The sequence below is a fragment of the Clostridium sp. Cult1 genome (assembly GCF_021655095.1).
In the GTDB taxonomy this organism is placed as follows: domain Bacteria; phylum Bacillota; class Clostridia; order Tissierellales; family Tepidimicrobiaceae; genus Schnuerera.
The window spans coordinates 1,196,393-1,218,217 of record NZ_PPXW01000001.1 but is presented as its reverse complement, the minus strand read 5'-3'; the positions used below and the strand labels follow the sequence as shown (position 1 = coordinate 1,218,217).

Below are 21,825 nucleotides of genomic sequence, written 5' to 3'. Positions count from 1 at the left end.
ATTTCCTCCTCCCTAAAATATAAACATATAGCCTTTTCATCTTTTCACTCCCTTTGCTATAAATATAGGATTATTCCCCCTCATAAGTCCTATCTTATCCATATAAGAAGACTGGATTAATTGGACATCAACATTTGTGTATTCATAAGCTTTTAATAATTGGAGAAAATGGTTTAAATTGTTTAAGGTAATAAAATTGCCACATAATATGCCCTCTGGTTCCATATGATCATTTAGATATTCAAATATTTCCTTTAGCTTACCACCACTACCTCCTAGGAAACATTTATTAAATTTGATATCTGGTAGAACCTCTGGTGCTTCTCCCTCTATTACATCTATAGTTACATTAAATTTAGACTTGTTTTTATTTATAATATCTATCCCCTCTTGATTTTTTTCAATTGCCCAAACTTCAGCCCCTTGTAGGCTAGCTTCTATAGATATGCTTCCTGTACCAGCGCCTATGTCCAATAACTTGTCCCCTTCTTCTATGGATAAGTAGGCCATAGTTAGTATTCTTATATTGAATTTGGTCATGGGAACCTTTCCCCGTATAAATTCTTCATCTCTAATCCATTTCATTTTCTATCACCACCACAGCTAAAGGAGTAATATCATCTATTTTTTTACCTATCTCTGCCTTTATTATCCTTTCATCTTCATAGGAAAGATTGAAACCTACATATATCCTGCCTTTAACTCCCATTTCATATAGGCTTTTAGAGATACGTGAAGGGGTATTGTCTTTATCCGTAAGGATTATAGATAATTTATAATCCTTTACACTTTCTAGCTTTCCTTTTCTTCCATGTAAAGAAAGAAAATTTGCTCCTTGCCAGCTTATGCCTAATTTTGCCATCATATATTGAAAGGAGGATAGTCCAGGCAATATCTTTTCAATCTTTATATTCTCCCTTTTAAGGTATTCAACAATTCCATAAAAACAAGGGTCTCCTGAGGCTAATATTAGAATATCTTCATATTCTTCTAGAAGTTTATCTATATGAGCAATTTTTTCTATTCTTATAAAATCCTTCCTAATATGGCCTAAAGAATTGGAAACCCTGCCAAAGGCTACTACTTTTTCAAAATTTTCTATGGCATCCTTTACCTCCCTAGTTAAAAATCTAGGATTTCCTGGACCTATACCAGCTACCACTACCCCATATGAACACCCCTTTCCATGGAATAGATAATTACCTTAACTGGATAATCTTCATCCTTCAAATATTTTTTAACCCTTTCTTCTGCTCCTTTTTCCATATCCTTTACAATATTCCCGTATCCTGCTTCAATACAAAGATTTAATCCTTCCTCTGCTGTTAAACAATTATTTATCTCTTCTAACAATGATTTAGATACTCCTTTTAAAGATAGATAATAAATAAAAGCTTCCATCCGTGCATCAGATATATTACTATGGGTATTAAATATACCTATGGATAGTTTGGCAAATTTACCAATATGGCCTACTAAAGTCATAGATTTAAATCCTTTATTATATATATAGAGGATACTGTCCCCAATAAAATTGGAGATCTTCACTATACCACCTTTTAAATCTAGAGATTTTGCTAATTTCTCCCCATAATTTCCTGGTACTAAGATTATATTTTCCTTACCATATCTATCTTCTATAGCATCTACTTCCATATATATAGTCTTTATCAAAGCCTCCTGGGACATAGGATATACTATGCCTTTAGTTCCTATAATGGATATACCGCCTTTAATTCCAATATTCTCATTGTAAGTTTTTTTACTAATCTCCTCTCCATTGGGAGCATAGATTAATACATTATATCCTTTAATGGATACCTTTCTTATTTCCTTTTTTATCATCTCTTTGGGTACAGAGTTTATGGCAGCTTCTCCAATCTCTCCAAACAAACCCTTTCTATTTATCCTCCCAATGCCTATTCCTCCGTCTATGACTATTTTTTCATCTTCCCTTTTTTCTACTTGGGCATATATTGCCATTCCATCGGTTACATCTGGGTCATCGCCCCCATCTTTAATTACGGAACAGGAGGCTTTATTTCCTTCTATCTTTGGATTGTTTATTTCAAGTTTCAGCCTTACCCCAGCTGGAGTATCTATTACCACATAGTTTGGAATTTCTCCAGTTTCCAACATAAGAACTGCTGCTTTAGTAGCTGCTGTAGCACAGGAGCCAGTTGTATATCCACATCTTAGTGGTTTCCCATCTTTTATCACATACATATCCAATTTCATCTTCCTACCACCATATACAATAGGGCGTTAACAATAGAGGCTGCAACGTTACTACCGCCTTTAGTGCCTATTGTAGATATGGAAGGAATATGGAATTCCCTTAAGTATTCTTTAGATTCCTTGGCACCAACAAAGCCTACTGGAACCCCTATGATAAATCTAGGATTAACTCTACTTTCCTTTGCTAATTCCAATAGCCTAAATAAGGCAGTAGGTGCATTTCCTATGACGAACATATCTATTCCCTCTTCTATAGCTAAATCTATAGCTGCCGCCGAACGAGTAGTATTTAACCCTTCAGACAGAGCATAGGCCCTTTCATCATCGATTAAATATTTTAATTTACACCGAGTTTTTGATAGGGCTTTTTTATTTATTCCCATATAGGCCATTTTAGTGTCGGTAAAAATAACGCCTCCTTTTTTTATACTATCCACTGCCTCTTCAACAAAATTTCCTTTAAAGGATATAATATTTCTATATTCAAAATCTCCTGTTGTATGGATCATCCTCTTTGCAATTACCTTCTCTTTGTCAGTAAAAGATGTATCCCCCATTACTTCCTCTATAATATCCATACTTTTGTTCTCTATTTCCATTGGATTCTTAATATACATGATTTCCCTCCTTATCTTTTGTTCTCTATCCTATCCAGCAGATAATTAAAAGCCTCCATATTACCTAGGAAATTAATATGGGGATATGCTCCTAAAACATTTTTATAGCTATATCCGCACTGCCAATTTCTATTGGTTTTAGGTTTACTTATATAATATAAAGGTCTATCTTCTATTTCTATTATAGAGCGGTGAAATTCCTGACCGACTAACTCTTCTCCCCTTCTGCCCAATATAGTATCCTCCATTAGTTGAATATTTGTATATCCAAACCTTTGAAGTCTATCCGTCATATAGGCTTTCCCTTTGAATATCCCTACCATAGGAGCATTTTCTATATTCTCTACTAAATACATAAAACCTCCAGCTTCCCCGTATATATAACCTCCTAATTCTACCATTTTTCTAATAGAATTTATCATAGTTTGATTTTGAGAAAGCTCTTTTTTATATAATTCAGGGTATCCTCCACCAATGTATAATAAATCACATTTTGGTATTTCTTTATCCTTTAGTGGAGAAAAGTATTCTACCTGACAGCTATTTTCCAATAGTCTTAAATTTTCATTATAATAAAAAGAGAAAGCTTTATCATAGGCTATGGCCACTTTAATATTTCTTTTTCTTGGATATTCATATTTTGATATATCTAAATCATTCATAAGATGGATTATCTCCTCTAAATGGACAGTTTTTTCCATAATCTTTGATAGCTTATCGATTATATTTTCTGCATATTGGTTTTCCATACTTTGAACTAAACCAAGATACCAACTTTGTATTTCAAGATCCTTATCTTCTTCTACATAGCCTAATACTCTAATCCCTATATATTCTTCGATTTTTTCTTTTAATAGAAGGTAGATATCCTTTCTTACCTTATTCAAAATGATCCCTTTAATCCTAGAATCTGAAAAATCTACCATACCTTTTATCTTGGGAATAGCTGAAAACATCTCACCTTTTGGCGTATAGATAAGAAGAGCATTGATATTTAGTTTTTTTGATATATGATAACTGGAATTCTCAAAAGTATTATATATTCCATCAAAATATCCCATGGCTCCTTCTATTAGGGCGTATTCTCCTCTGTTCATAGATAGACCCACCTCTAATCCTTCCTCACCCATCATATACATATCCAAGTTTCCTGCTCTTTTTCCCGAAGCTAATCCTAAATACCTGGTATCGATAAAATCTGGTCCAGTCTTAAAGGCAGATATATCTAATCCCCTATTTTTTAATGCTCTAATTAGCCCAAGGGTAATTAAAGTTTTACCAGTATTGCTAGAAGGGGCTGTAATCATTATAGTCTTCATCTATGATCTCTCCAATTCCTTAAAGGTTTTTATTAGCTTTAAATTATTCTCTCTGTTTTTTATAGCCAACCTAATATAGGTATTATCTAATCCATTAAAACTGGAGCATCTTCTAACTAACAAACCTCTTTTTAGAAAAAAATAGAATACATATTCTTCATTCCATTTCAATAGTTTTATTAGGATGTAATTAGTATGAGTTGGATAAGGTTTTATCCCTTCAATTTTGTCTAATTCCCTTAATAGAAATTCCCTTTCACCTTCTATATAAGCTTGACTCCTTTTTATATAGTCTTTACATTGGAAAATGTACCTACCAGCCCTATCTGCCAAAGAATTAACGCTCCAGGGTAATTCTATTTCTCCATATTTTTTACTTATATCCATTGATACACAACCATAACCTAATCTAATACCTGGAAGGGCAAAGAACTTAGTAGCAGCTCTAATTATTCCAACATTTTTAAAAGAGTCTTTTCTAAATATTTCAATACTATCATAATCCTTTGGACAGAACTCATAGAAGGCTTCATCTAGTAGTAGGTAGCCTTCCTTTTCCTTGATTATTTCGTATAATTCCATTAAAGTTTCTTTTTCAATCCTCAGCCCTGTTGGATTGTTAGGATTCCCTAGGATTAATAGATCTTCAGCCTTTATTGTCTTTTCTATAGAGGCTAAATCCAGAGTGAAATCCCCATTATAATCTAATCTAACCACTTCCTTTTCATAGATTAAAGCCCTTTGTTCATATTCTGAAAAGGAGGGTAATGTAACTATTATTCTAGGAAACATAAGTACAAAATTATTTATTATATCTACTGCTCCATTGCCTACTATTACATTCCCTGGATTACATCTTAAATACTTTGATATACTGGATTTAAGATGCCTATACTTTATATCTGGGTAGTTTGTCATATTGTTAAAACCGTGGATTAATTCTTCTTCCAGACCTTCTGGAAATCCTAAAGGGTTTATATTGCTACTAAAATCTATTAACTCCTCTTCATAATATTTTTCATAAGTTATTAAATCTCCACCATGTCTCATCTTTTCACCTGCCTAATAAGATATTAATTAGTCCATAAATAACAAGTAATAATACTTCTGTTCTATACATAATCTCAATGGTTTTCTTAATATCCTGTCTATGAATATTCCTAATTCTATCCCCTATAGTTGGCTTTTCTACTATCTTGCCAAAATAATAGCTATTACCCCCTAACTGAATATTTAAAAGACCTGCCACAGCTCCTTCTGGATAGGCTGCATTTGGGCTTTTGTGATTTTTCCTATCTCGTATCATTATCCTAAAACCATTCTTTACATTGAATCTAAATATGGAAGATAGACACATTAAAACTCCTGTAAGTCTAGCAGGAATATAGTTGTATACATCGTCAACCTTTGCAGGAAAAAAGCCTAGTTCCATATATTTCTCATTCTTATAACCTAGCATAGAATCCATTGTATTAACCATCTTATACATAAGACCTCCTGGAGCACCTAATAGCATAATATAAAATAATGGGGCAATGACCCCATCAGCGGTATTCTCTCCTACGGTTTCTATTGCTGCCCTTATTACTTCTTCTTCTGAAAGGTTCTTGGTATCCCTTCCCACTATATAGGAAAGTTTATATCTTGCTTCTTCAATTCCTTTATCTAGCCCATAATATACCTTCATAGCCTCCTTATCTAAAGATCTAGCTGCAATACAGGTATATATAAGGTATATATTGATGATGGAATGGAGAACTTTATATTCCTCTATGGTCTTTAGCAATAGATAAGGTATTGTAAAAGCTAAAATGATGTTTGAAATTACTATTAAAAGCCCTCCAATTTTTAAATTAGAAATTCTTCCCTGACGTCCCCAATTAATTTCTCTCACTAATTTTTCCTCTAAAGATATTAGCCTTCCCATTAGCTTTACAGGATGGGGAAAGCTATAAGGGTCTCCTATTATTAAGTCTAATATTACTGCTATTAAGATACCTTTCATATTTTCACCTAATCTAGTTTCAATAAAGAATATATATAGTCCATATCTAGATTTTCCCTTATCATTTTGGATAGTTTACCTAATTCCCCTTCTATTTCATCTTCCCTTTGAGGAAATAGATTACAATGTTTTTCATAGTCTATTAAGGAATCTTCGTCCACCAATTCCAATGGGGTAAGGGGAAGGGTCCCTATTACAGGTATATTTAGTAGTTCTTCTATCATTTCAATGCCTGGGTCCAACAACCTTTTATCGCCCCTAAACTTGTTGATAATTAGTCCCTTGATTCTAGCTCTTTCCTCTTCTTCTAAAAGCAGAACTGTGCCATAAAGGGATGCGAATACCCCTCCCCTATCGATATCTGCTACTAATAATACTGGTGCATCGACCATCTTTGCCATTCCCATATTTACTATGTCATTTTCCTTTAAATTAATCTCTGCGGGACTACCTGCGCCTTCCAAAACTATAATATGGTTTACTTTTTCTAAATTTTTATAGGCTTCTTTAATCATTGGCTTTAATTCATCTTTATAGGTAAAGTATTCTAAAGCTTCCATTCTGTTATAAAACTTTCCTTTTATGATTACATCACTGCCTTTATCCGAATTAGGTATTAATAATATAGGATTCATATTAGGGTTTGGTTTAATACCTGCTGCTTTGGCTTGCAAAGCTTGGGCAGTGCTCATTTTATAACCTTCTTTTGTTTCATAATATTTTGAAGACATGTTTTGGGATTTAAAAGGGGCAACCTTGTATCCATCTTCTTTAAATATCCTACATAATCCGGTACATATAAAGGATTTTCCAGCTGAAGATGTGGTGCCTTGTATCATAATATTTGCCATTTAATACCTCCATCTTTTAATTTACTTTATAAGGTATAAAATAGGGACAATGGTTTATTTCATCCCTATATATGTGACCTTCTACCCTAAATACCTCTTTTAATAATTCTTTTTTAAATATGGAATTGGGATTATTATATTCCCATATTTGTCCATCTTTCAGTACTAATATATTATCCGAAAACCTAGCTGCTTGATTTAAATCGTGCAATACCATTAAAACCGTCAAGTTTAAAGTTTCATTTAGTTCCTTTACCAATTCTAGTATTTCTAGTTGATAGGATATATCTAAAAAAGTGGTAGGTTCGTCTAGTAGTAATATTTCAGGTTTTTGGGCTAAGGACATGGCTAGCCATGCCCTTTGCTGTTCTCCACCAGATAGAGTGACTATATATCTGTCTTTAGATTCTTTCAGTCTAGTCTTTTCAATAGCCCAGTCCACAATTTCATAATCTTCTTTCCCCAACCTTTGTCCAAATTTCAAATGGGGATATCTGCCATAGGATACTAATTCTCTTACAGTAATATCGGCAGGTGTATTTTTAGATTGGGGAAGAATAGCCATTTTCCTTGCTACCCATTTTGTAGGTAAGTTTAATATATTCTCGTCCTCTATATAAACGGAACCTTTTACAGGCCTTATACATCTAGATAATGTCTTTATCAAAGTGGTTTTTCCTGAGCCATTTGGCCCTATTATACTTACTATTTGACCTTTCTCTACTCTTATACTTACATCCTTTAATATCTCCTTTTCTCCATAATTTACATAAAGATTTTTTGCTAGTAACCCCATGTCTACACCCTTTTTCTAATTGTAATTTTCCCTATTTAAAGGTATCAGGATAAAGAATTTTTGATAACCCTTCATAGGCCTCCACATATCTATGGTTTGGTTTATACATATACAAATCCTTTGGTAAGAATATATATCTATCCTCTTTCACAGCCGTTAAGGAATTCCAAGCTGGATTATCTTCCACATCCTTTTTAAGCCTTTCCAATACCTTTTCTTTATCGGAACCGGTGGTTTGTACGAAAATAAAGTCTGGATCTTCTTCCAATATCTTTTCCATACTAAAGGCTATTGCATCGGGTCCTGTAGCTGCCGTATCCGATATATTTGTAGTGTGTAAATCCTTTAACATTTCCCCTACTGTAGAATCGGAACCCCTTACGGTAATGCTTTTTGCACTGGCCATCATTACTAAGATTTTATAGTTCTTATCCTTTGGAGCCTTCTCAATTGTCTCTTCTATACCATCTCTAACTTTAATTCCATATTCCTCATATAGATCTTCTCTATCATTTAAAGCTGTAAACAATCTTACCATTTTAAAATAATCATCTTTAACAAAATAATTTAATGCCACAATCTCAATTCCATTTTCCTCTAGAATAGGTACCAATTCCATCTGATGCTTCTGATTGGAATTAAGAATTACCAGATCTGGCTCTAAAGATAATACTTTCTCCACATTTATAGCGCCTTGTTTTCCTACCACTTCTGCATCTTTGGCTTCTTCGACTATTTTTTCTGGTGGCGCTTCTAAACGACCGACAACTGTACCTCCAGATTTACACCATACCTCCAGATAGGAATCGAATAATACTATTGTCCTTTCTGGGTGCTTCCTAATGGTCGCCTCTTTATCCCTTCCATCTACAAAAGTAACGGAATCCTCCTTTATATCTATTCCATATTCCAATTCTTCTGTTTCTACTTGCTCTACTTTTCCTGTATTTGTTTTCAAATCTTCATTATTAGAACAAGCAGTAATTAAAGATAGAATTAAAATTAGAATTAATAATGATGAAATTATTTTTTCCCTATTCATTTCTTCCTCCTTTTAATCCATGATTTTTCCTAAATGTTCTAGATAAATATCCTGTATTTTTTCTAATTGGCCTAGACCCTTTAGGATTGGTTTCACATTAAAACCTTCCCTTTCTAGTATGATTTTCCAAGAGATCCCTTCGTCCGAAGCCATATCGTTAATTGCATGGTCTCCAGCTACTAGCATAAGGGGTTTTAAGACCACCTTCTGTATTCCCTTATCTTTCAGTTTTGGAATTATATCCTCTAAGGTAACTCTACCTTCTACAGTAGCTATATACACATTTTCATATCCCTTTTCCCTAAAAGCCTTTTCCAACTTATCATAGGATATATCCTTTTCATGGTCTGTACCATGACCCATAAATACAATCCCTTCCTTGGCCTTTATATCTGAGAGACTTAATCCCTCTACCACCTTTTTATAATCTTCATCATTATAAAGAAGGGGTTTCCCTATTTTAATAGAGTAATCCTTATTATTCTTTAAAAATTCCTCTACTTGTCTTAATAGTTTTTCATACTCATGGCCTAGTATTATATGAAGAGGCTGAATATATATTTCTTTTACTCCATTGGCTTTCATCTTTTCTAAAGCTTCCTTTGGATTGTCAACATGATAGTTGTCCCTATTTTTAAGTTTGTTTATTACCATTTGAGATGTAAAAGCCCTTGATATAAAAAAACCTTTGTACTGTTCTCTCACCCTATCCTCAATACTTTCAATACATAACTTCCTAGTTTCTTCATAGGTTGTACCAAAACTAACTACTATAATTCCTTTTTTCATAGCCATCTCCTTTCCACTGAAATAACTGATTTTCATTTTTATATAATGGTAAGCCTAGTTCCTCGTGAAGTTTTACCAACCAAGGTCTTTCGAGATAAGCTTTTGTTAATAGGTTTTTTTCTAAAAATATTTCTTGTGTTAATCCTTCTCCCAGTATTTCACCTTGTCTTAGTACATAAACATAATCACAAATTTCATATATTAAATCCATATCATGGCTAGATATAACTATTTTCTTTTCCCTACTCAATTTCTTTATAATATCCTTTATTTCTTTAGTCATATAAGGGTCTAATCCACTGGTAGGTTCATCAAATAGTATTACATCTAAATCCATGACTAATACTCCTGCTATAGCAATTCTCTTTTTCTGACCATAGCTTAAGAAATGAGTTGGTCTATCCCTTAATTCGTATCCATCTACAATTTCCAATGCTTTCTTAACCCTTATTTCTATTTCTTCTTCGCTATAGTTTAAATTTCTAAGGGAGAAAGCTAGGTCATCATATACATTAGAATAAAATAATTGCTTGTCTGGATCTTGAAATACAATATTTACCTTTTTTCTGTATTCCCTTAGAAATTTTTTACTATATTGTATATGTGAATTATCATATTTTATACATCCTTTGCTAGGTTTTAAGATACCTACCATATTTAGGAGAAGTGTTGATTTTCCAGAGCCGTTAGCTCCTATAAAACCGATGACATTACCTTTACTTAAATCCATATTTATATTCTTTAATGCTTTAGTTCCATCTTCATATTTAAATTCTAAAGACTCAATAGTAATCATCTAATCACCTATTTTAAATTCGCCATTATATAGTTTGCTATCTAAAGAAATAATCATATCTTCATATCTCAATAGAACCCTTATAAATAAGGATTTTATAAGTAAAGCCATGGATCTGTAACTATTTCTCATATTGTTATAACCAAATTTCATTTCCTGGGCTATTATTATATCTTTTGATTCCTCTAAAAAGATAAATATAGATCTATAAATTAACACCAATAATTCTATTAAAACATTGGGGAGCTTTAGTTTTTTCAATATCTTTATAATATTATTTAATGGTGTAGTCAAAGCTAAAAAAAATGTTGAACTAATTGATGCTAAAACCCTTGATAATGTATTTATAGATTCTGTTAAGGATTCCCTTGTAATTCCTATATATTTGTTAGATATTTTTACACTAAATATAAATATATCATTAGGAGAAATGCTTAATAATATGGAAATTATGCTAATCATTAAAAAAACAATGGGCATTGCCATAATCTTCAAATACTTATTCAAAGGTATATTGGCTACAAATATTGTCAAAAACGACATTATTATAAATATACTCATATTTATATAGGGATTGTTGAAAAAAATAACTATTGTCAAAGCCCCTATGACAAAGATAAACTTTGTCATAGGGTTATAATCAGCTAGTTTATTAGTATAAGCATATTTATCTATTAGTAGCAACTCTTCTCTTCTCCTTCATCACGCCAAAGATATAACCAATAATCCCAGCGCCAATGGCCACCTGTAGGGAGAATAACAAACTTTCTATTTCACCACTAGGTGGTTCCCATATTGAATCAAACCAAGGTTCATAATCTGAATTGATTTCGTTAATAACATCTTCTGCCTGATCATCAGCACCTTCGAATTCAGCACCTTTTTTAATAAACAAAGGGGTTATGATTATAATAATAGCTAATAGAATAAGTAATATATTAGTTTTATTTGATTGTTTCAATTTTAATCACCCCTTCCTTACTATATTCAACTAATAAATTATAAACAATGGCTGTTATTATTCCTTCTACAATAGCTAAAGGAATTTGAGTAACTGCAAATACAGATAAGAACTTGCTTAAGGAACCAACAAAACCACTTACAGAATCAGGGAATGCTAAAGATAATTGGGTTGCAGTTACTACATAGGTCATCAAATCGCCTAAAAAAGCTGCTAAAAATACTACAAAAGTTGTATTGCCGCCTTTCTTCTTAAAAAGTTTAAATATTCCATAGGATACTAATGGCCCTATTATTGCCATGGAAAAAGTATTGGCACCTAATGTGGTTAATCCACCATGGGCTAATAACAATGCTTGGAATAGTAATACTATTAATCCTACTACAGTCATAGTTGTGGGTCCAAATAATATGGCCCCTAGACCTACTCCCGTTGGATGGGAGCAGCTGCCTGTTACAGAAGGTATTTTTAATGCAGATAGTACAAATACAAAACCTCCCGCTAGTCCTAATAGTACTTTTTGATTTGAGTCCCCTTTAAATATTTGATTTATCCTTTTAAATCCAATACCTATAAATGGCAAAGACACAATAGCCCAGATAATAGCCCATTTAGCAGGGAGAAAGCCTTCCATAATATGCATAGCATTAGTAATACGTGGTGTCAATGCCATAAGGAATAGCACGAGCAAAAATACCATTTTTTTGCTTTTCATGAAAATCACCTCTCACTATTATTTAAAGGTATAACTACCTTTAGTGCCTGTATAAAATTAAGTATTTCAAATTCTTTTCTTCCTTCTCAATAGCAAAAGAAAGAACGGTGCTCCTAAAGCTGACATAATAATTCCTACTGGAATTTCCATTGGTGCAAATAGAACCCTAGCCATAGTATCGCATAGCACAACTACTGTTCCTCCTAAAAAGATAGATCCAAGAAATAAATATTTATAATCTGAACCTATGAACAATCTTGCAATATGAGGAACCATAAGACCAACGAAACCCAATAATCCAACAGCAGAAACAGCTGCCCCTGCCAATATTGAGGATAGTATTATGAATACAAATCTAGTTCTCTCTACATTTAATCCAAGACCTGTTGCTATTTCATCCCCTAGCATTAATACATTTAATTTAGTTGGTAACAGTAATACCAATATGATCCCAATCGTTACGTAGGGAAGTATCATCTTTACCTGTATCCAAGTGATAGCTGATAGACCACCTACCATAAAAGATATTACCCCTGCCACTCTATCAGGATAAAAGGTCATCAATGCATTTATACCAGCATTTAATAAAGAACATACAGCTACTCCTGCTAATATTAATCTGGTAGGTAAGGCTCCATCCTTCCAAGCCAGTATATATATGAACAAAGTAGCCAAAAGGGAACCAACAAAGGCTCCACCTGGTACTAGATAATATAATTCGGGAAATAAAACGAGTAAAATTAGTGCTGCAAGGCCTCCTCCAGCAGATACTCCTATAATATTTGGACCTGCTAACGGATTCCTCATGACTCCTTGGAGTATAGCTCCAGATAGTGAAAGACATATGCCTACAAGACCTGCCATTATAGTCCTTGGAAGCCTGACATTCCATATAACCTGTCGATTTACATTATTTTCTTCGGCAAGAATTGCTTTAGCTATTTCTCTTGCGGATATTTTTACAGCTCCATTACCAAGGCTTATAATAAAACTTAATATGAATAGAAAAACAAATGCTAATATTAAGTATTTCTTCCTCATTGTCCACCTCTTTTCCTATACCAATACTAAAACAAGCCCCACCTTCTAAAGGTAGGGCTTGTTGACATAAATGATTAACTTATAAAAATGCCAAATAAAAACAATCCTATCCTTCCCTCCGAAGGTTAGTTAGCAAAAACATCAGGCAGGTCTCCTGACTTTTGATCATCCTACTCTCAACACCTTCCCGAGATATTCTCAGTGGTATAAGTTGATTTCGTCCCAATTACAGTAGCGGGGGCTGTACTGGATTTACACCAGTTTCCCTATTAATCCAAAAGGAACCCAATATTTTTTATATTCAATTTTTTCAATTACATATTATCATAAAACTTTATATTGTCAACAAAATTTTATTTTATTATTACTTATCCATTATATTATTTCACAGTATAGTTGGCCTTTTCAATATATTTGAATCCATATTCATCTATAGAAATTATATTAACGCTTCCGTTTTCTATTTTAAATTTGAAAAAATAATCTAAATTATCAAATACCCAAGATAAAGCAATTCTAGTAACTCCATCATGACATACTAAAACCACATTTTCCTCCTTTTTTGATATTTCCTCTAAAAAGGAAGTCACTCTTTCATATGCCATTTTAATACTTTCTCCTTTAGGAGTAACATAATTAATATAATCCTCATCCCATATTTTAGCTTCTTTAGGAAACTTGTCCTTGATTTCTTCATAGGTATTCCCTTCAAATAATCCAAAGTCCACTTCCTTAATCCTTTCTTCCACTTCTCCATCTAAACCTAATATTTCCATAGTCTGGATAGCTCTGTATAAGGGACTTACATAGACTTTGTCATAGGCTAAAGTATCTACAAAGGTTTTAGTCTTTCTAATCTGCTCCTTTCCCTTATCTGTTAACCTAGTATCTTTTGTGCTAAAAATTCTATCTACATTGTCCTCAGTTTGTCCATGGCGGATTAAAATTATATCCACTTTAACACCTCCAAAAATATTATCAAAGATATTATCTCTCCTATTTCTATTGTAGCTCCATATACATCTCCAGTAAAACCATCTATTTTATTATAGGTTATTTTGGTTATTATCTGTCCTACTAAAAAGGATGCAAATAGTGGTATTAAAAAAATAGGATTGATTAATAGAACTACTAATAAATATCCAATTCCTCCAAATAAAGCATACTTTTTAGGATCACTCTTATAGAACATATACCCTATTCCATCTTTTTTAGCAACTCTTTTAGTACACATTATATAAGCTATTACTAAACGACTATTTCCATAGGCTAATCCTAATATTAAGGGTATATTTCCTTCTAAATTTGAAATGAGAATATATTTGAGCAAAATATCCAGTACTATGGATACTACTCCAAAGGCTCCAATGCGACTGTCTTTCATAATTTCAAGGATCTTATTCTTATCCCTATAGGATAGAAATCCATCACAAGTATCTGATAACCCGTCTAAATGAAGGCCTCCTGTTAATACTATCATGGATAGTAGAGCAAAAAAACTACCTATATCTTCATTTAAAAAGCCAAATATGTAATAAAACAAACCTCCAATTCCACCAATTATAATCCCTACTAATGGATAAAAAAAAATGCTCTTAGATAAATTTTCATCATTAAAATCTATAGACTTTTTTATAGGTAATCGGGTTAAAAACTGGATGGATAATATTAGTCCATTTATCATTTTATTTTCACCGGTATTCCACAACATACCAAATAAACCTCTTGAGATAAAGCTGCTATCCTTTGGTTTATCCTTCCTTGAATATCCCTAAAAACTCTGCCTAAATGATTATCTGGAACTAAAGAATAACCTACTTCATTAGTCACCAACACTAAATTATATCCCCTATCCTCAATAACCTTTATTAGAGAGGATAATTCTCCATATATTCTATTTTCTATTTTACTCTGTAATTGATAATCTATATATTCTATCTCTTTTGTTATATCAAACATTATATTAGATGTAAGGAGGGTTATACAATCCAATAGATAGTTTCTCTCCTCTCCTAGAGCGCTGGTTAATGAATAGTTTCCTTCATAAGTTCTCCAATAGGAAGGCCGACTAGCCTTATGTAATTTAATCCTTTCCTCCATTTCTTCATCCCATATTTTTGATGTGGCAATATACACTACATCCTTTTTGTCCTTATATAGATTTTCTGCAAAAGTACTTTTACCACTTCTAGCTCCACCAGTAACTAAAATAATCATATTATCACCTGAACTATTTTTTTTTTAAATTTATATAATTAATTAGTTATAAGTATATCATGAATGACTGTTACTGAAAACTATTGACTTAATTAACCAGTAGTTATACAATATAAGTGTGCAATTAAATAAAAAAGTCTTATGGACCGAAAGGTTAAAAGGGAAGACGGGTGAAAATCCCGCGCAGCCCCCGCTACTGTAAGTGAAGATAAAACCCTAATAAGCCACTACCTAAGTTTTTAGGTGGGAAGGCAGGGTGGAAGATGAATCACAAGCCAGGAGACCTACCATAAGGTTTTTGTGAATTTACCTTCGGAGGGAAGGTGTAATCTGTTTTTTATGCTTAATTTTTGAAATGAAGGTCTGCCTCCTTAGGTAGACCTTTTTTTAATATTCAATATGAAATTAGGAGGATGTTTATGAGAAAATTTAAAAAACTATTTATTTTTTTATTGGTAATTGTCCTAACATTTTCATTGGTAGCTTGTACTACAGAGGATTCATCAGAACCTAAAGATAAGGTTGAAAACTTAGATGAAATAGTTGAAAATCAGTTCCCATTAAGTATTACTGACTTTTTAGAAAGAAAAATAACTTTAGAAAAAGAACCTGAGAGGATAGTTTCTCTCGCTCCTTCTACTACCGAACTTATATATGCTTTGGGAGCTGGCAATAAAGTTGTAGGTGTTACAGATTATGATAATTATCCCCCTGAGGTTGAAGATATTACAAAGGTAGGAGGTTTTAAAGGACCTAATATCGAGGCAATAACAGCACAAAATCCTGATATAGTGTTGGCTTCTACTCAATCAGGCCAAGAGGAGATGGAAACTTTAGAAAATATGGGGATACCAGTTGTAATGATAGAAGCTAAAGATATAGAAGGTATATATGAGTCCATAAGATTATTGGCTCAGATAACTGGAACTAATGAAAAAAGCCAAGAAATAATTAATGAGATGGAATCTAAGATTAGTGAGATAAAAGATAAGGTAGAAGACCTTCCAACAATAGATGTGTTCTATCTAGTCTCTTTTGACGGAAATTGGACTGCTGGGAAAGGTACATTTATTGATGAGCTTATAACTCTCGCTGGTGGAAAAAATGTTGCTCAAGATGTTGACGGTTGGGCTCAATACAGTGTAGAGGAATTAGTTAAGAATAACCCTGATGCAATAATTACATCCCCTCATGCTGGTAATGTAAAAGATATTGAAAAAGCTGAGGGTTACAAAGATATCAATGCGGTTAAAAATGGAAATATATTTGTAATAAGTAATGATGACATAATAGCTAGAGCTTCTAATAGGATTGTCCTAGGTCTAGAAGAAATTGCCAAATTCTTACATCCGGAGGTCTTCGATTAAAGTGAAAAAAAGCATCTATTTTACTATAGCTATTCTATTCTTTTTCTTAACGGTTATAATCTCTATTTCTGCAGGGGCAGTTAAAATACCCCTGCAGGAAATTATAAATGTATTTACTGGAAATGGAGATGAAACCAGTAGAACTATAATCTTTAATTTAAGGCTTCCAAGGATAATAGGTGCAGCGGTGGTAGGTATGGGGCTTTCAGTTGTAGGAGCCTTCTTTCAAGGACTATTGAGAAATCCTATGGCAGATCCCTATGTTTTGGGAATCTCTTCCGGTGCAGCTTTTGGTGCTACCATTGCTATAATACTAGGCCTTGGACTTTTTGGCCTTAGTTTCTTGGCTTTTATTTCATCCTTAGCAGTTGTAATCTTTGTCTATACCATATCAAAAACTGGATCAAAAGTATCTATGACAACAATGTTACTAGCGGGTATAGCTATAAGCGCTTTTATTTCTGCAATTATATCCCTGTTGATGCTTTTAAACCATGACGAATTTACTAGAATCGTCTTCTGGACTATGGGAGGATTTAGTCTTACTAATTGGAATAGCATTGCTTTTTCTGCTCCTATAATAATTATTGGTTCTTTTGTAATGTATGTGTTTTCAAGAGATTTAAATGCTATTTTAACGGGAGAAGAAGTTGCTGAACACCTAGGAGTTAATACAGAGTTCATTAAAAAAATCATCCTTGTCTTAGGATCCTTGGTCACTGCTACTGCAGTATCAGTAGGGGGAATTATAGGTTTTGTTGGTCTTATTGTCCCCCATGTATCCAGGCTTATAGTAGGTCCTGATAATAGAATCCTTGTACCTTTTAGTGCCCTATCGGGAGCCATATTTCTGACTTTAGCTGATACTTTAGCTAGATTTATTTTAAGACCTACAGAAGTACCCATTGGAATAATAACTGCAACTTTTGGTGGTCCCTTCTTTTTATATTTACTTATAAAGAACAAACAGAAAAATTAAGGAACGTGATAATATGACTATTTTACAAATAAACAAATTATATTTTTCCTATGGAAAAACTGAAGTTTTAAAGGGTATTGATTTCACTATTAACAAAAATATGGTGGCAGGTATAATAGGAGGAAATGGTAGCGGAAAGTCCACCCTTTTAAAAAATATATCTGGATATCTGAAACCAGAATCAGGAAATGTTTTTATTGGAAAGAAAAATATTAAAGATTTTAGCATAAAAGATAAAGCCAAATATATAGCTTATGTACCTCAGGAAATGCCCTATGATTTTGAATTTAATTGCTATGATATTGTGATGATGGGAAGAATGCCCTTTTTAAAAAGGTTCCAGTCAGAAAGTGAAGAAGATAAAAATATTGTAAAAGAGTCTATGGAAATTACGAATACCTGGAGATTTAAAGACAAGAATATCAATGAGCTAAGTGGTGGAGAAAGACAAAGAGTCTATATAGCAAGAGCGTTAGCCCAGAAACCTAAAATTTTGCTTATGGACGAACCAGTTTCACATCTGGATATTAAATATCAAATTGAAATACTATCCCTTGTAAATACTTTATCTAACAATGGAATACTTGTAATTACCGTACTCCATGACATTAATCTTGCTTCCCAATTTTGCGATGAAATTTTTGTAATGAAAGAAGGTAAAATAATGGCTTCTGGCTGTCCTAAAAAGGTTTTAACCCCTGATAATATAAAATCAGCTTTTTCTATAGAAGTGGAATTACTTAATAACCCGATTAATCATAGTCCTTATGTTATTCCTACTTTAAATAGGAAAAAGCAATTTCATGTAGTCTAGTACTAATACTTAGGAGGTTGATCATTTGAAAGAAAAAACTAAAACATTAAAAGATATTAAAACCCTTACTATGGTTGCTATGCTTGTAGCATTAAGTGCTGTAGGTGCCCTTATTAAGGTTTTTAATACCGTTGCTTTCGATTCAATGCCAGGATATTTTGGGGCCTTATATTTGGGAGGCTGGTATGGAGCTATGGTAATAAGTTTAGGCCATTTGCTCACAGCAATTACATCTGGCTTTCCTTTAGGAATTACTGTCCATATATACATATCAATACAAATGGCAGTATATGCATATCTATTTAGATTTTTTTATCAAAGATTTAATATATATATTGCCGTAATAGTTGGAACCATATTGAATGGCCCAATTTCCGCTCTTTTATTCGTACCCATATTTGGATGGGGATTTTTTATAGGATGGAGCCTTCCTCTAACTGTGGCTTCATTTATTAATATATTTTTAGCTTCTTTAATATATAAAGGAATATTAAAAATAGGCGGGGGTCAAATTGATAGAAAGATATAGGGATTTAATCATAATCTATGAGAAGGATATAGCCTATGTAATCTCTTGTGATAGTCTGGGTGCAATAGGTAGTAAAAAAAATGATGTATTGAAAGTAGACGAAGGGATTGTAGGAAAAGCTACTATAAAAGTTGCCCTATCGGAAGCATTGTGCATAGGAGCAAAGCCTATTATAATATCCGATACCCTATCTGTTGAAATGAATCCTACAGGTAAAAAGATCTTAAAAGCTATAAAAAAGGAACTTGAGGAAAATGGACTTACAGATATAGTTTTTACAGGAAGTACAGAAGAAAACTTCCCCACTTCTATGACTGGTATAGGAATTACCGTAATATCTAGGGCAAAGGTTTCTGATTTAAAAATTAAAAATGTTGAAAAAGGCATGTATCTTTCCCTTTTAGGATATCCTCTTGTAGGAAATGAAGTCTTAAATTCTAAGGATGTTCTTCAATTAAAAGACTATGTGGAAATCTCTAGTTCTAAAGAAATAATTGAAGCAATTCCAGTTGGTTCAAAGGGAATAAAATATGAATTAAGCATATTGGAAAAATTATCAGACTTGAAGGTAAATGAAAGTATTCCTTCACATATTGATAAAATGAAATCTGGCGGTCCTTCTACTTGTTGCATTATAGTACATAAAGAAAGAACTCCATCTATTACTGAGTTGATAAATAAGCCTTTTACCTATATTGGAAAGCTGATTTAAATATAAAGCCCTAGTTTTATAATTCTAAAGAAACTAGGGCTTGTTACTATTTATTACTCTTTTTATCTTCTTTGTTCCAATCCTTAAACTTTTTATTGTTTTTCATCTCTTCATTATCTATTACGCCATGTTCTGCTGCTATTTCATAGTTCATTTGATTGAAAAAATTTCCATCAATTTTTCTTTCAAATTTTTTATCTTTCATTATTATCACCTCATATGTATTTTTCACCTAATCTGGTACTACATACGAGGTAATTTAAGGGATTACTTCACTAAAAATAAATTTTTACATCATATTTTTCTTTTAGCTCTTCAGCCTTATTTAAATATTTCTCTTGTTGTTTCACCATCACTAGTTGTTGGTTAATTTGATTTTTAACTTCTTCAAAGGCTCTAACTCCAGGTTCAGTTTTAGAACTCAATTTAATTAAATGGTATCCAAACTGTGTTTTTACAGGTTCGCTTATTTCCCCTTCTTCCATTGCAAAAGCAGCCTCTTCAAATTCTGGTACCATTTTACCTCTAGTGAATTCACCTAAGTCTCCACCGTTTTGTTTTGAAGGACAGCTAGAATACTTAGTAGCAGCATCTTCAAAAGATAAACCATTGTTAATTTCTTCTAATATTTCTTTTGCTTTTTCTTCATCATCAACTAATACATGGCTAGCTCGAGCAGATTCTGGAGTTTTGAAATATTCCTTATTCTCATTATAAAAATTCTGTATCTCTTCTTCAGATACTGAAATGTTTTCAAATAGTTTATTGATTGCATATTGTTTTAGAACATTTTCTTTTACACTTTCTAATTGACTTTTAAAATTTTCTTCCTTATCTAATCCATCTTCAACTGCCTCTAAATATAGAAGTTCTTGATTTACCAACTCAGTTGCCAATTTATTGATACCTTCTGGTGTATTAAACTGAGCTGCCGTTTGTGGAGCTAACTGATTTAAGAAATTATATACTTCTTTATCAGTTATTTCTTTTCCATTAACTGTTGCTAATACTTTGTTTTCACTCATATTTTAATTCTCCTTTTGGTTTATTTGTTAACCTTCTCGACTTATTGAACGTATCATATGAAAATTTCCATGTCAAGCAAGATTATAATTTTAAACTAAACTAATAGCGAATAATGTAGAAAAAATCCCTACTAATGTCCCTAAAATCAATTCTCTTATACTATGTCTTTTTAAATTTATTCTAGACCAATATATTACCGGTATTATTAAAAAAAGCCATAACATCTTTGTTCCAACTAGATCAACTAACAAAGTAATAGGTCCAGATACACCGCAAGCATGTCCACTAGCTTTAATCTTTAATACCTTATTTACAAAGGTTAAAAATACTCCTGATGATAAATAAGCCATAAATATTTTTTTGACCAATACTGGTGCGCCATAATAAAAGGTAAGAATTGAGCCCATTACATAACTTATGACAGCAAATATAAAAGCTAATTTTCTTTCAATTTTTCTTCCCTGTTTTTTAAATCTTGGTACCATCCTATGAACTGGGTAGGCAAGCAATGGAATTACTGTTAAAAAAACAATAGAATATATAAGCCAACCAGTTTTAACAGATTGATCTATCCCATAAATAAAAGATAATAGTATAGTAAAGAAAGCTACTAATGGAACTACCGTTATAAGGCTAATAATTTTAGCAATTTTATATTTCATATTTGAAACATCTCCTTATGATTATATATGTTTATAGAAATAAATTAATCCAGTTGAAAATTTCTTTCACTGGATTTTAGCTACATTCTCTATTGTTGCACTAGCATATTATCTCTAAAAAATTTAATCATTCCATACTGTGCAAGAATCTCCATAAACTGAATATGTGGAGAAGCCTCTACATATCGACCATATTCTTCTGAAAGCTCTTCTTTAAAAAAATTGTCTAGTTCAGGATATCTACTCATATATTCTTTAAGTACCTTTTCTTTGCTTTTCAGTTTTACCATATTCTCACCTCAGTTTTAATTCAAATATATTTTATATACTTTAGCTATATAAATAGTGA

At 32.5% G+C, this 21,825-nt stretch carries 27 protein-coding genes, 1 pseudogene and 2 riboswitches; of the genes and pseudogenes, 5 read left to right on the top strand and 23 right to left on the bottom strand.

What is annotated here, in order from left to right; genetic code table 11:
- Nucleotides 1-36: 36 nt before the first annotated feature.
- From cbiT to cobU, 19 genes and pseudogenes are all read right to left on the bottom strand, one after another.
- Nucleotides 37-585 carry a precorrin-6Y C5,15-methyltransferase (decarboxylating) subunit CbiT gene (gene cbiT / locus C3E89_RS05980; protein WP_236911562.1) on the bottom strand — a complete coding sequence of 183 codons (549 nt, stop codon included), beginning with the start codon at nt 583-585 and terminating at the stop codon, nt 37-39.
- Complete coding sequence (cbiE, locus tag C3E89_RS05975) at nt 572-1,162, bottom strand: precorrin-6y C5,15-methyltransferase (decarboxylating) subunit CbiE (protein ID WP_236911561.1); 591 nt, start codon at nt 1,160-1,162, stop codon at nt 572-574. Before cbiE ends, cbiT begins: the two co-directional genes overlap by 14 nt.
- Nucleotides 1,162-2,238: a cobalt-precorrin-5B (C(1))-methyltransferase CbiD gene (gene cbiD, locus C3E89_RS05970; protein WP_236911560.1), complete on the bottom strand. Its 1,077-nt coding sequence runs from the start codon at nt 2,236-2,238 to the stop codon at nt 1,162-1,164. The genes cbiE and cbiD overlap by 1 nt, the downstream gene beginning before the upstream one ends.
- Nucleotides 2,235-2,855 carry a precorrin-8X methylmutase gene (locus C3E89_RS05965; RefSeq protein ID WP_236911559.1) on the bottom strand — a complete coding sequence of 207 codons (621 nt, stop codon included), beginning with the start codon at nt 2,853-2,855 and terminating at the stop codon, nt 2,235-2,237. Before C3E89_RS05965 ends, cbiD begins: the two co-directional genes overlap by 4 nt.
- Before the next feature lie 11 nt (nt 2,856-2,866).
- A complete protein-coding gene (locus C3E89_RS05960; RefSeq protein WP_236911558.1) occupies nt 2,867-4,174 on the bottom strand; it encodes a cobyrinate a,c-diamide synthase in 1,308 nt (435 codons plus the stop codon).
- A complete protein-coding gene (locus C3E89_RS05955) occupies nt 4,175-5,224 on the bottom strand; it encodes a pyridoxal phosphate-dependent aminotransferase (protein ID WP_236911557.1) in 1,050 nt (349 codons plus the stop codon).
- Between the two features lie 4 nt (nt 5,225-5,228).
- A complete protein-coding gene (cbiB, locus tag C3E89_RS05950) occupies nt 5,229-6,179 on the bottom strand; it encodes an adenosylcobinamide-phosphate synthase CbiB (protein WP_236911556.1) in 951 nt (316 codons plus the stop codon).
- Nucleotides 6,180-6,322: 143 nt separating this feature from the next.
- Nucleotides 6,323-7,030, bottom strand: a pseudogene (locus tag C3E89_RS05945) (cobyric acid synthase); the annotation flags it as partial.
- A 16-nt stretch (nt 7,031-7,046) separates the two neighbouring features.
- Nucleotides 7,047-7,826 (bottom strand): ABC transporter ATP-binding protein, encoded by a 780-nt coding sequence (locus tag C3E89_RS05940; protein WP_236911555.1) that lies wholly within the window; start codon nt 7,824-7,826, stop codon nt 7,047-7,049.
- Nucleotides 7,827-7,857: 31 nt separating this feature from the next.
- Nucleotides 7,858-8,868: an ABC transporter substrate-binding protein gene (locus C3E89_RS05935; protein ID WP_236911554.1), complete on the bottom strand. Its 1,011-nt coding sequence runs from the start codon at nt 8,866-8,868 to the stop codon at nt 7,858-7,860.
- A 12-nt stretch (nt 8,869-8,880) separates the two neighbouring features.
- A complete protein-coding gene (locus C3E89_RS05930; RefSeq protein ID WP_236911553.1) occupies nt 8,881-9,657 on the bottom strand; it encodes a sirohydrochlorin cobaltochelatase in 777 nt (258 codons plus the stop codon).
- On the bottom strand, nt 9,632-10,453 hold the full coding sequence (locus C3E89_RS05925; protein WP_236911552.1) for an energy-coupling factor ABC transporter ATP-binding protein: 822 nt from the start codon (nt 10,451-10,453) through the stop codon (nt 9,632-9,634). Before C3E89_RS05925 ends, C3E89_RS05930 begins: the two co-directional genes overlap by 26 nt.
- Nucleotides 10,454-11,137 carry a cobalt ECF transporter T component CbiQ gene (cbiQ, locus tag C3E89_RS05920; protein WP_236911551.1) on the bottom strand — a complete coding sequence of 228 codons (684 nt, stop codon included), beginning with the start codon at nt 11,135-11,137 and terminating at the stop codon, nt 10,454-10,456.
- On the bottom strand, nt 11,121-11,414 hold the full coding sequence (locus tag C3E89_RS05915) for an energy-coupling factor ABC transporter substrate-binding protein (protein ID WP_025641679.1): 294 nt from the start codon (nt 11,412-11,414) through the stop codon (nt 11,121-11,123). Before C3E89_RS05915 ends, cbiQ begins: the two co-directional genes overlap by 17 nt.
- Nucleotides 11,398-12,129 carry an energy-coupling factor ABC transporter permease gene (locus C3E89_RS05910; RefSeq protein ID WP_236911550.1) on the bottom strand — a complete coding sequence of 244 codons (732 nt, stop codon included), beginning with the start codon at nt 12,127-12,129 and terminating at the stop codon, nt 11,398-11,400. The genes C3E89_RS05915 and C3E89_RS05910 overlap by 17 nt, the downstream gene beginning before the upstream one ends.
- Before the next feature lie 66 nt (nt 12,130-12,195).
- The gene (locus tag C3E89_RS05905; protein ID WP_236911549.1) at nt 12,196-13,170 is read right to left on the bottom strand and encodes a FecCD family ABC transporter permease; all 975 of its coding nucleotides are present in this window, start codon (nt 13,168-13,170) and stop codon (nt 12,196-12,198) included.
- Nucleotides 13,171-13,297: 127 nt separating this feature from the next.
- A riboswitch (cobalamin riboswitch) is annotated at nt 13,298-13,474 on the bottom strand.
- A gap of 76 nt (nt 13,475-13,550) precedes the next feature.
- Nucleotides 13,551-14,126 carry a histidine phosphatase family protein gene (locus tag C3E89_RS05900; RefSeq protein WP_236911548.1) on the bottom strand — a complete coding sequence of 192 codons (576 nt, stop codon included), beginning with the start codon at nt 14,124-14,126 and terminating at the stop codon, nt 13,551-13,553.
- Complete coding sequence (gene cobS / locus C3E89_RS05895) at nt 14,117-14,854, bottom strand: adenosylcobinamide-GDP ribazoletransferase (protein ID WP_236911547.1); 738 nt, start codon at nt 14,852-14,854, stop codon at nt 14,117-14,119. The genes C3E89_RS05900 and cobS overlap by 10 nt, the downstream gene beginning before the upstream one ends.
- Nucleotides 14,851-15,387, bottom strand: a complete 537-nt coding sequence (gene cobU / locus C3E89_RS05890) for a bifunctional adenosylcobinamide kinase/adenosylcobinamide-phosphate guanylyltransferase (protein ID WP_236911546.1) — start codon at nt 15,385-15,387, stop codon at nt 14,851-14,853. Before cobU ends, cobS begins: the two co-directional genes overlap by 4 nt.
- 125 nt (nt 15,388-15,512) lie before the next feature.
- Nucleotides 15,513-15,693: riboswitch (cobalamin riboswitch) on the top strand.
- 113 nt (nt 15,694-15,806) lie between these two features.
- Here cobU and C3E89_RS05885 point away from each other — a divergent pair.
- Genes C3E89_RS05885 through C3E89_RS05865 form a run of 5 tightly spaced genes read left to right on the top strand, consistent with a single transcriptional unit; the run spans nt 15,807 to nt 19,788 of the window.
- Nucleotides 15,807-16,754, top strand: a complete 948-nt coding sequence (locus C3E89_RS05885) for an ABC transporter substrate-binding protein (protein WP_236911545.1) — start codon at nt 15,807-15,809, stop codon at nt 16,752-16,754.
- Nucleotide 16,755: 1 nt separating this feature from the next.
- Nucleotides 16,756-17,733, top strand: coding sequence for a FecCD family ABC transporter permease (locus C3E89_RS05880; protein WP_236911544.1), 978 nt, complete (start codon nt 16,756-16,758; stop codon nt 17,731-17,733).
- A 13-nt stretch (nt 17,734-17,746) separates the two neighbouring features.
- Nucleotides 17,747-18,547: an ABC transporter ATP-binding protein gene (locus tag C3E89_RS05875; RefSeq protein ID WP_236911543.1), complete on the top strand. Its 801-nt coding sequence runs from the start codon at nt 17,747-17,749 to the stop codon at nt 18,545-18,547.
- Between the two features lie 25 nt (nt 18,548-18,572).
- The gene (locus C3E89_RS05870) at nt 18,573-19,076 is read left to right on the top strand and encodes an ECF transporter S component (RefSeq protein WP_236911542.1); all 504 of its coding nucleotides are present in this window, start codon (nt 18,573-18,575) and stop codon (nt 19,074-19,076) included.
- Nucleotides 19,060-19,788, top strand: coding sequence for an AIR synthase related protein (locus C3E89_RS05865; RefSeq protein WP_236911541.1), 729 nt, complete (start codon nt 19,060-19,062; stop codon nt 19,786-19,788). The genes C3E89_RS05870 and C3E89_RS05865 overlap by 17 nt, the downstream gene beginning before the upstream one ends.
- 46 nt (nt 19,789-19,834) lie before the next feature.
- Here the strand turns inward: C3E89_RS05865 and C3E89_RS05860 are convergent, their stop codons facing one another.
- From C3E89_RS05860 to C3E89_RS05845, 4 genes are all read right to left on the bottom strand, one after another.
- Entirely contained in the window at nt 19,835-19,993 is a 159-nt protein-coding gene (locus C3E89_RS05860; RefSeq protein WP_236911540.1) for a hypothetical protein, read from the bottom strand.
- Between the two features lie 70 nt (nt 19,994-20,063).
- A complete protein-coding gene (locus C3E89_RS05855) occupies nt 20,064-20,813 on the bottom strand; it encodes a peptidylprolyl isomerase (protein ID WP_236911539.1) in 750 nt (249 codons plus the stop codon).
- Between the two features lie 90 nt (nt 20,814-20,903).
- Complete coding sequence (locus C3E89_RS05850) at nt 20,904-21,476, bottom strand: hypothetical protein (RefSeq protein WP_236911538.1); 573 nt, start codon at nt 21,474-21,476, stop codon at nt 20,904-20,906.
- An 89-nt stretch (nt 21,477-21,565) separates the two neighbouring features.
- A complete protein-coding gene (locus C3E89_RS05845) occupies nt 21,566-21,766 on the bottom strand; it encodes a hypothetical protein (RefSeq protein ID WP_236911537.1) in 201 nt (66 codons plus the stop codon).
- Nucleotides 21,767-21,825: the final 59 nt, after the last annotated feature.